Below are 10249 nucleotides of genomic sequence, written 5' to 3' on the forward strand. Positions count from 1 at the left end.
CAGCATCCGGAACCTGCTGACGAGCCCGAAGTACGGCCCCGTCACCGTGACGGCCGTGCTGTTCGTGGCCATCTTCATCATCGGCGGCGTCCGGTATCGCGGGTTCCTCTCAGGGCAGGTGTTCCTCAACCTGTTCGTCGACAACGCCTACCTCATCGTGCTCGCGGTCGGCATGACGTTCGTCATCCTCACCGGCGGCATCGACCTGTCGGTCGGCGCGGTCGTGGCCCTCAGCGGCATGATCGCCGCGAGCCTGCTGCAGACCGGCTGGTCGCCGGCCGCGGTGATCCCCTTGATCCTCGTGCTCACGAGCGTGCTCGGCCTGCTCGTCGGCCTGATGATCCACATCTTCAAGGTGCAGCCGTTCATCGCCACGCTCGCCGCGATGTTCCTCGCCCGGGGCCTCTGCTACGTCATCAGCCAGAGCTCGATCTCGATCACGGATGCCACGTTCGTGCAGTTGGCCGTGGCGCGCATCCCGCTCGGCGGCAACATGTCGATCACCCCCAGCGTCATCATCGCGGTGCTCGCGGTCGCGATCGCCGTGTGGGTGCTGCACGCCACCCGATTCGGACGCACGGTGTACGCCATCGGCGGCAGCGAGCAGAGCGGCCTGCTCATGGGCCTGCCCGTCGCGCGCACGAAGGTGCTCGTCTACGTGATCAGCGGCTTCTGCTCGGGCCTCGCGGGCGTGCTCTTCACCTTCTACACGCTCTCGGGCTACCCGCTCACCGCGATCGGCACCGAGCTCGACGCGATCGCCGCGGTCGTCATCGGCGGCACGCTGCTCACCGGCGGCTACGGCTTCGTGCTCGGGTCGGTGCTGGGCGTGCTGGTGCTCGGCGTGATCCAGACCATCATCACGTTCGAGGGCACGCTCTCGTCGTGGTGGACGAAGATCTTCATCGGCGCCCTGCTGCTCGTGTTCATCATCCTGCAGAAGGTGCTCACGGCCAGGCGGCGGTGATGGTGCCGCGGGGCGGCGGGCGGCGGGTGGCGGGTGCCGACGGCGATCGCTGCGGCCGAGCCGCCGGACGACGCGGCGGCTGACCCCAGGCGGCCGGACCGACCGGCTCCGGGCAGGATAATCGACATAATGAGCGCGCCCCACGGCGCGGGGCGGGAGCGCAGCAGCGAGTGGTCGAGCCAGACGACAGGGCGCGCGCTGCGACGATCTTCGACGTCGCACGGCTCGCAGGCGTGTCGCACCAGACGGTGTCGCGCGTGCTCAACGACCTGCCCAACGTGCGCCCGGCCACCCGCGCCCGCGTCGAGCAGGCGATCAAGCAACTCCGCTACGTGCCGTCCCCGGCCGCGCGCGCCCTGGTGACCCGGCGCACGCGCACGCTCGGCCTGATCGTGACCGGGGCCCCCGACTACGGACCCTCGAGCACGGCGCTGCACTTCAACGAGGCCGCACGCGACGCCCGCTACTCGGTGATCACGGCGAGCATGCTCGAGACGGATGCCCCGAGCCTGCGCTCGGCGGCCGAACTGCTCGTGCGCCAGAACGTCGAGGCGATCGTGCTCATCGCCGCCGAGCGGGGCGCGCTCGACGCCCTCGACGGGGTGGAGCTCGGCGTGCCGATCATCGCCGTCGCCTCCGAGGACCGCGGCGGCATGCACCGGGTCTGGCTCGACCAGTACTCCGGCGCCCGCCTTGCCGTCGAGCACCTCATCTCGCTGGGGCACCGCGAGATCCGGCACGTCAGCGGCCCGTCGAATGCGATGGATGCCGCGGAGCGCCTGCGGGGGTGGTCGGCGGTGCTCGGCGAGCACGGGCTTCCGGCCCGCGAGCCGCTCGTGGGCGACTGGTCGCCGCGMAGCGGCGCCGCGCACGGACGCACGCTCGCAGCGGACGCCGACATGACCGCCGTGTTCGTGTCGAACGACCAGATGGCGCTCGGCGTGATGCACGCGCTCGCCGAGTCCGGACGTTCGGTGCCGGGCGACGTCAGCGTCGTCGGCTTCGACGACATCCCCGAGGCGGCCTACTTCACCCCGCCGCTCACGACCGTGCGCCAGGACTTCGACGCCCTCGGCCGCGACGCCATGGCGGGCGTGCTCGCCGTCCTCGGCGACGACGACCGGCTCATGCCGGCGCCCCGGGTTCCCGACCTCGTCGCGCGGGCGAGCACGGCCGCGCCCACGCGGGTGCGGGTCGCGGTGGTCGCGTCGCCCTGAGGCGTCGCCGCGGCATTCGCTGCTCCCGCAGCCGAATCCCGTTTGCGCTCCGGAATCCTCGAGCTCCGGGATTCCTTCGCGCGAACAGGATTTCGGCGTCCGTGCGCGCGGCGGAGCGCGGCATCCGCTCAGCCGACGAGGAACTCCGCGATCACGAGTGCCATCCCGTGCGGGTCCCAGCGGTGGTCGGCGCCGGGGATGGTGCGGCTCGTGGCATCCGGCATCGAGGCGACGATGGATGCCGCAGCCGACGTCATGAGCGGCTGCGTCTGCTCGGCGACCAGGACGAGCGTCGGCGCGCTGATGCCGCGCCAGAGCTCCGCGCGTGGAGCGGACTGCGTCCAGGCGAGCGACTCGGCGTCGGGCAGCAGGCTCGGCGCGACCTCGAGCATCGTCGGCCAGCCCGGGCTCCGCTTGGCGCCCTCGAGCCACTCGGGCGGCATGTCGGACATGAAGGTCTCGAGTGTGCCGACCCGGTCGCCGGCCTCGATGCGCTTGCGGAGCTCCTCGGCGAAGACGGCACCCTCGGCTCCGCCCTCCGCGTCGAGCGGCACCTCGAAGAACACGAGCTTCGAGACGGGCAGCCCGGCCGCCGCGGCGGCGAGCGCGATGGAGCCGCCCGACGAGTTGCCGAACAGGGCGACCGCGTCATCCGCCCCCTCGGTGAGCAGCTCGGTGAGCGCACGCAGGTCGTCGATGGTCTGGGCGAGGGTGATCGGCGGCTCGGCAGGGCTCTCGCCACGTCCGCGCCGGTCGTAGTTCACCACGGTGAAGCCGTGGCCCGCGAGCAGGTGCGCCATCTCGGCCGTCGCGGGGTCGAACCCGCGGAACTGCATGGCCCCGCCGATGAGGATCACGGGCGGCCCGCCGCCCTCGCGGTCGAACGCGATGCGCGTGCCGTCGGCGGATATCACGAACTCGGTCATCGGGCCTCCTTGCTGTCGTGGCGCCACGCTACGCCGACCCTCCGACGACCTCCACCGCCTGCCGGGCGCGCTGCACTCTCGCCGCGGTGGTCGCCACCTTGAAATGACGCGAATCGACGTTCCGATGGCGTGGGAACGACGGTTCGCGTCATCTCGACGCTCCCGAGCGAGGGCCGGGGCACGGGGCGAGCGGATGCCGCGTCCGCGCCCCGCGACACGCGCAGCGCCCCCGCCGCGATGTCGGTGGGTGGTGGCAGCATGAAGTCACAACACCATATGTAGGGGTCGCGGCATCCGGGAGCCCCAAGGGGTCGGGAATCGCGACACGCCGGGGATTCCATCCACAGGCGAGAAATCCCGAAACGGCCGGGTTGTGGATAACCCATCGTGCCGCCGCGAGAATCCGCGGATCACCGGGGCATCCGGCTGGGGATGAACGGTGGACAAACCCGTGGAAAACTACACGAATGTAACTACAGCATGTTGTGGCGGTTCAGTTCCGCAGGCACTAGATGTAGTATTGAGGAAGCGAAAACAGCAGTACGGGGGCGGGCTCCTCCGGGGCTCGAGAACACGAAGAGAACGAGGGGAAACCATGACGGTCACGGTCTACACCAAGCCTTCCTGCGTCCAGTGCAACGCGACGTATCGCGCGCTCGACAGCAAGGGCATCGAGTACGAAGTGCTCGACGTCTCCACCGACGAGGGCGCCCTCGCGCACGTCAAGGAGCTGGGCTACCTGCAGGCCCCGGTCGTCATCACCGACGAAGACCACTGGTCGGGCTTCCGCCCCGACAAGATCGCCGAACTCGCCTCTCGTCTCGCCTGACCCGCGGCCCGATACGGCAGCGGCAACGGATCGCAGAGCCGGAACAACGGGAATGCGGCGAAGGATGCACCATGACGAACCTGGTCTACTTCTCGAGCGTCTCGGGCAACACCAAGCGCTTCATCGAGAAACTGGGCCGCCCGGCAGCGCGAATTCCGCTGCTTGCGCGCGACGACGCGCTGCGCGCTGAGGAACCCTTCGTGCTGGTCGTGCCCACCTACGGTGGCGGCGACGGCCACGGTGCGGTGCCCAAGCAGGTCATCAGGTTCCTGAACGACCCGCACAATCGCGCCCTGCTGCGCGGCGTCATCGCCGCCGGCAACACCAACTTCGGGAGCGCCTACGGACTCGCCGGCGATGTCATCGCCAGGAAGACCGGGGTGCCCCACCTCTATCGCTTCGAAGTATTCGGAACCCCAGACGACGTTCGCGCCGTCGACGAAGGATTGGACGCATTTTGGTCGACTCAGCAGCAACTGACGGCGTAGCCCTCATGGACGCGCCCCGCGTGGCCAGTGGCATGGACTACCACTCGCTCAACGCGATGCTCAACCTCTACGGCCCGAACGGCGAGATCCAGTTCGAGAAGGACCKTGAGGCGGCGCGCGAGTACTTCCTCCAGCACGTCAACCAGAACACCGTCTTCTTCCACTCCCTGAAGGAGCGCCTCGACTACCTCGTCGAGAAGGAGTACTACGAGCCCGAGGTGCTGGCGCAGTACGACTTCGCCTTCATCCAGCGGCTCAACGACCTCGCGTACTCGAAGAAGTTCCGCTTCGAGACGTTCCTCGGCGCGTTCAAGTACTACACGAGCTACACGCTGAAGACCTTCGACGGCAAGCGGTACCTCGAGCGCTTCGAGGACCGCGTCGTCATGACCGCGCTCGGCCTCGCGCAGGGCGACGAGCAGCTCGCCACCGACCTGGTCGAGGAGATCATCGCCGGTCGCTTCCAGCCGGCCACCCCCACGTTCCTCAACACGGGCAAGGCGCAGCGCGGCGAGCTCGTCTCGTGCTTCCTGCTCCGCATCGAGGACAACATGGAGTCGATCGCCCGCGGCATCAACTCGGCGCTCCAGCTGTCGAAGCGTGGCGGCGGCGTCGCACTGCTGCTCAGCAACATCCGCGAGTCGGGTGCGCCCATCAAGCAGATCGAGAACCAGTCGTCGGGCATCATCCCCGTCATGAAGCTGCTCGAAGACAGCTTCAGCTACGCCAACCAGCTCGGCGCACGCCAGGGCGCCGGCGCGGTGTACCTCAGCGCCCACCACCCCGACATCATGCGGTTCCTCGACACCAAGCGCGAGAACGCCGACGAGAAGATCCGCATCAAGACCCTGTCGCTCGGCGTCGTCGTGCCCGACATCACGTTCGAGCTGGCGAAGAACAACGAGGACATGTACCTCTTCTCGCCGTACGACGTCGAGAAGGTCTACGGCAAGCCGTTCGGCGACGTGCCGATCAGCGAGAACTACCGCGCCATGGTCGACGACCCGCGCATCAAGAAGACGAAGATCAACGCGCGCGACTTCTTCCAGACCCTCGCCGAGATCCAGTTCGAGAGCGGCTACCCCTACATCGTGTTCGAGGACACGGTGAACAAGGCGAACCCCATCAAGGGCCGCATCAATATGTCGAACCTGTGCTCCGAGATCCTCCAGGTCAACACGCCGACGACCTACAACGAAGACCTCAGCTACAACCAGATCGGCAAGGACATCAGCTGCAACCTCGGTTCGCTGAACATCGCCCTCACCATGGACTCGCCCGACTTCGGCAAGACCGTCGAGACCGCCATCCGCGGCCTCACCTCGGTCTCGAACCAGAGCCACATCGCATCCGTGCGCTCCATCGAAGACGGCAACGACAAGTCGCACGCCATCGGCCTCGGCCAGATGAACCTGCACGGCTACCTCGCCCGCGAGCGCGTCTTCTACGGCAGCGAAGAGGGCGTCGACTTCACGAACATCTACTTCTACACGGTGCTGTTCCACGCGCTGCGCGCCTCGAACCGGATCTCCATCGAGCGCGGCGAGGTGTTCGACGGCTTCTGGGACTCCAAGTACGCGTCGGGTGAATTCTTCGACAAGTACACGGATGCCGCGTGGGTGCCCGAGACCGCGAAGGTCACGCAGCTCTTCGCCGACGCCGGCGTGCACATCCCCACGCAGCAGGACTGGCAGGAGCTGAAGGCCTCCATCCAGGAGCACGGCATCTACAACCAGAACCTGCAGGCCGTGCCGCCCACAGGATCGATCTCGTACATCAACAACTCGACGGCGTCGATCCACCCGATCGCCTCGAAGATCGAGATCCGCAAGGAGGGCAAGCTCGGGCGCGTCTACTACCCGGCGGCGTTCATGACGAACGACAACCTCGAGTACTACCAGGACGCCTACGAGATCGGCTACGAGAAGGTCATCGACACCTACGCCGCGGCGACGCAGCACGTCGACCAGGGCCTCTCGCTCACGCTGTTCTTCAAGGACACGGCGACGACGCGCGACATCAACAAGGCGCAGATCTACGCGTGGAAGAAGGGCATCAAGACCATCTACTACATCCGCCTGCGCCAGATGGCCCTCGAGGGGACCGAGCTGGACATGTGCGTGAGCTGCACGCTGTAGAAACAGACTTGGGGCCAAGCTGCGCTAACAACTTGGCCCCAATAACAGCCCGCGGAGGCTGCTGGCGATTGTGAAACCGTCGAGTCAGACTACATGAGTTGTAGCTCAGCATCAGGTTGAGCGCTCATACCGCGGGAGATCACCGGCGATGCCGGAGAAAGGAGCCACTATGGCTTCAGTCAACCGCAGTTCAAACACTGGTCGTTTCGTTTCGAACGCGACCGCCGCGCGCTGGCCTCAGTACACGACCACGGAACAGGTCGGTACCGGGACTGGAAATTCGCGTCTCGTCAGCCGTGATGCTGGGTCTGGCAGGTTCGTCAGCCCTGAAGCAGCTGCACAGAACCCGAGGCGCACTATTTCACAGCGGGTCTAGGCGTTGTGGGGCAGGCGAGTCCTGCCCCACAACCGAGGCCCGTAACCAGAGAGACGAAGGTACCGACATGACGCTCACCGATCCGGTTAACTCGGCCAAGAACGACCCGGCGCACGCCGGCGGCAAGATCAAGCTGGTCGACCACGTCAACGCGATCAACTGGAACAAGATCCAGGACGACAAGGACCTCGAGGTCTGGAACCGCCTGGTGAACAACTTCTGGCTGCCCGAGAAGGTGCCGCTGTCGAACGACATCCAGTCGTGGAACACGCTCACGCCCGATGAGCAGACGCTCACGATGCGCGTGTTCACCGGCCTGACGCTGCTCGACACGATCCAGGGCACGGTGGGCGCGGTGTCGCTCATCCCGGACTCGCTCACGCCGCACGAAGAGGCCGTGTACACGAACATCGCGTTCATGGAGTCGGTGCACGCGAAGAGCTACTCGTCGATCTTCTCGACGCTGTGCTCGACGAAGGACATCGACGACGCGTTCCGCTGGTCGGTCGAGAACGAGAACCTTCAGAAGAAGGCCGCGATCGTCATGGAGTACTACCAGGGCGACTCGCCGCTGAAGCGCAAGGTCGCCTCGACGCTGCTCGAGTCGTTCCTCTTCTACTCGGGCTTCTACCTGCCGATGTACTGGTCGTCGCGGGCGAAGCTGACCAACACGGCCGACCTGATCCGCCTCATCATCCGCGACGAGGCCGTGCACGGGTACTACATCGGCTACAAGTTCCAGAAGGGGCTCGAGCTGGTCAGCCAGCAGGAGCGCGACGACCTCAAGGACTACACGTTCTCGCTGCTCTACGAGCTCTACGACAACGAGGTGCAGTACACGCAGGACCTCTACGACGGCGTCGGCCTGACCGAAGACGTCAAGAAGTTCCTGCACTACAACGCGAACAAGGCCCTCATGAACCTCGGCTACGAGCCGATGTTCCCGAAGACCGTGACCGACGTGAACCCCGCGATCCTCTCGGCGCTCTCGCCGAACGCCGACGAGAACCACGACTTCTTCTCGGGTTCGGGCTCGTCGTACGTGATCGGCAAGGCCGTCGTCACGGAAGACGAGGACTGGGACTTCTAGCGCGGGCAGCGCGCTACGCGGCAGGGCGCCGGGCCGCGAGTTCCGCCGCGCTCCGGATTGCCTCGGCGAACGCGAGCGGGGCTTCCTGCGGCAGGTTGTGGCCGGCGAGCGGCACCTGTCGGTGCTCGTACGGGCCGGTGAAGCGTGCACCGGCGGTGGCGGCGTCGCGTGCGGGGAAATTGCCGTCGGCGAGTCCATCGAGGGTAATGGTCGGCGTGGTGATCGAGGGGAGCTGCGCCAACTGCGCCTCGAGCCGGGAGTACTCCGAGGCCCCGGGGACGTGGAACAGACGGTGCCGGTAGGAATGGATCACGACGTCGACGAAGTCGGGGTTCTCGAACGCAGCCGCCGCTCGGTCGAGCTCAGCGTCAGTGAAGTCCCAGTCGGGGGAGTTCCGGCGCCAGATCACCTCCGCGATGCCGCGGCGGTTCTCGGTCAGGCCCGCGCGACCGCGCTCGGTGAGGAAGTAGAAGAAGTACCAGAAGCCCGCTTCGAGGTCGGGGCGGATCGGTTGCGTCGAGGCGCTGATGTCCTGGATGAGGTACCCGTTGACGGACACGAGGGCGGTGACGCGCTCGGGCCACAGCGCTGCGACGACGCACGCCGCACGGCCGCCCCAGTCGTACCCCGCGAGGATCGCCTGCGGAATCCGGAGGGCGTCCATGAGCTCGATGACATCCTGTCCCAGCGCGGCCTGCTGCCCGGTGCGTGGGACTGAGTCGCCCAGGAAGCGGGTGTCTCCGTGGCCGCGCAGGTGGGGCACGATGACGCGGAAGCCGACGTCGGCCAGGATCGGTGCGACGTCGACGTAGCTGTGGATGTCATACGGGAACCCGTGCAGCAGCAGCACGGGTGGGCCGTCTGCCGGACCTGCTTCGAAGTAGGCGACGTCGAGATGCGCCGTCTCGACGTGTCGCAACGGCGAGAGGCGGGGGAGTGCGCTCACGATCTGCTCCTTGTCATGCAAACGGGAGTTGCGTGTTGGACGCGGCTCGGACGAACCGGTCATCAGCTTCGACCGGCCACGGCGCCTGCCTGTGACCGTCGGGTGCTGCCGCGGCATCCGATCGAACGCGTGTCACATCGGCGAGCGCGGCACGGTCGTAGATGGCACGGAGCATCCGTCGGATGACCCGTTCCTCACCGCCGACACGAAAGGCACGATCATGCACGCGCACATCCTCGACCCCGAGGCGCAGGCCATCGCCGACGTCACCTCGACACCCCCGTTCCTCTACCAGCTCGGCGCGGAGGGCGCGCGAAAGGTCCTCGACGACCTGCAGGCCGCGCCGCTCGCGAAGCCCGACGTCGACGAGGAATGGCTCACCGTCCCCGCCGCCGTCGGCGACGTGCGCGTTCGGATCGTCAAGCCGACCGGATCGACCGGCGTGCTGCCGACGATCCTCTACATCCACGGCGGCGGCTGGGTCATCGGCAACGCCGCCACCCACGACCGCCTGGTGCGCGAGATCGCCGTCGGGGTCGACGCCGCGGTGGTGTTCGTGGAGTACGACCGTTCGCCGGAGGCGCAGCATCCGGTCGCCATCGAACAGGCCTACGCGACCGCGCAGTGGATCACCGAATTGGGTGCTGAGAAGGGCCTGGACGCGACGCGGCTGGCAGTGGCCGGCGACTCCGTCGGCGGCAACATGACCGCGGTCGTCGCCATCCTCGCCAAGGAACGCGGCGACGTGTCATTCGTGCACCAGTCCCTCTACTACCCGGTCACCGATGCCGCGCAGGACACCGACAGCTACCGTGAGTTCGCCGACGGCCCGTACCTCACGGCGGCCGCCATGGCCTGGTTCTGGGACAGCTACCTGCCGGATGTCGCGAAGCGGAGCGACATCACGGCGTCGCCGCTTCGCGCCACGATCGAGCAGCTGGCCGGGCTCCCCGAGGCGTTCGTGATCACCGACGAGAACGACGTGCTCCGCGACGAGGGCGAAGCGTATGCGCGGCGCCTCGTGGAGGCGGGCGTGCGCACCACGAGCGTGCGGTACAACGACACGCTGCACGACTTCATGATGCTGAACCCGCTCCGCACCTCGGCGGCCGTCACCGCAGCCGTCGAGCAGGCGGTGCACGTGCTGCGCAGGGCCCTCGGCCGCGCCTGAGCACGATGATGGCCAGATGGACGACCGCGCCGCAGCGGGCGGTGCTGGTGGTCGCCATCCTCGCGTCGTTCGCCGCGTTCCTGGACGGGAGCGCGGTGAAC

9 protein-coding genes are annotated in these 10249 nt (G+C 67.2%); 7 read left to right on the forward strand and 2 right to left on the reverse strand.

Annotated features, from left to right (window positions below):
* The first annotated feature begins 4 nt into the window (after positions 1–4).
* Together yjfF and AC1DY2_RS09120 are read left to right on the forward strand one after the other, a co-directional pair.
* Positions 5–967, forward strand: a complete 963-nt coding sequence (gene yjfF / locus AC1DY2_RS09115; protein ID WP_476762134.1) for a galactofuranose ABC transporter, permease protein YjfF — start codon at positions 5–7, stop codon at positions 965–967.
* A 170-nt stretch (positions 968–1137) separates the two neighbouring features.
* Positions 1138–2184, forward strand: a complete 1047-nt coding sequence (locus AC1DY2_RS09120; RefSeq protein WP_476762128.1) for a LacI family DNA-binding transcriptional regulator — start codon at positions 1138–1140, stop codon at positions 2182–2184.
* A gap of 128 nt (positions 2185–2312) precedes the next feature.
* Here AC1DY2_RS09120 and AC1DY2_RS09125 read toward each other — a convergent pair whose 3' ends face one another.
* Positions 2313–3110 (reverse strand): alpha/beta fold hydrolase, encoded by a 798-nt coding sequence (locus AC1DY2_RS09125; RefSeq protein ID WP_476762129.1) that lies wholly within the window; start codon positions 3108–3110, stop codon positions 2313–2315.
* A 595-nt stretch (positions 3111–3705) separates the two neighbouring features.
* Here AC1DY2_RS09125 and nrdH point away from each other — a divergent pair.
* The 4 genes from nrdH (at position 3706) to nrdF (ending at position 8031) form a co-directional block, all read left to right on the forward strand.
* Entirely contained in the window at positions 3706–3939 is a 234-nt protein-coding gene (nrdH, locus tag AC1DY2_RS09130; protein WP_067873141.1) for a glutaredoxin-like protein NrdH, read from the forward strand.
* Between the two features lie 71 nt (positions 3940–4010).
* Positions 4011–4427, forward strand: coding sequence for a class Ib ribonucleoside-diphosphate reductase assembly flavoprotein NrdI (gene nrdI, locus AC1DY2_RS09135; RefSeq protein WP_476762130.1), 417 nt, complete (start codon positions 4011–4013; stop codon positions 4425–4427).
* A 5-nt stretch (positions 4428–4432) separates the two neighbouring features.
* A complete protein-coding gene (nrdE, locus tag AC1DY2_RS09140) occupies positions 4433–6565 on the forward strand; it encodes a class 1b ribonucleoside-diphosphate reductase subunit alpha (protein WP_476762131.1) in 2133 nt (710 codons plus the stop codon).
* A 443-nt stretch (positions 6566–7008) separates the two neighbouring features.
* Positions 7009–8031, forward strand: a complete 1023-nt coding sequence (gene nrdF / locus AC1DY2_RS09145) for a class 1b ribonucleoside-diphosphate reductase subunit beta (RefSeq protein ID WP_159601332.1) — start codon at positions 7009–7011, stop codon at positions 8029–8031.
* Positions 8032–8044: 13 nt separating this feature from the next.
* On the opposite strand, the gene AC1DY2_RS09150 is transcribed toward nrdF, so the two are convergent.
* Positions 8045–8977: an alpha/beta fold hydrolase gene (locus AC1DY2_RS09150; protein WP_476762132.1), complete on the reverse strand. Its 933-nt coding sequence runs from the start codon at positions 8975–8977 to the stop codon at positions 8045–8047.
* Positions 8978–9197: 220 nt separating this feature from the next.
* Here AC1DY2_RS09150 and AC1DY2_RS09155 point away from each other — a divergent pair, with 220 nt between their 5' ends.
* Positions 9198–10148 (forward strand): alpha/beta hydrolase, encoded by a 951-nt coding sequence (locus AC1DY2_RS09155; RefSeq protein ID WP_476762133.1) that lies wholly within the window; start codon positions 9198–9200, stop codon positions 10146–10148.
* Positions 10149–10249: the final 101 nt, after the last annotated feature.

It is taken from the genome of Agromyces sp. P1_H4, from assembly GCF_056405255.1.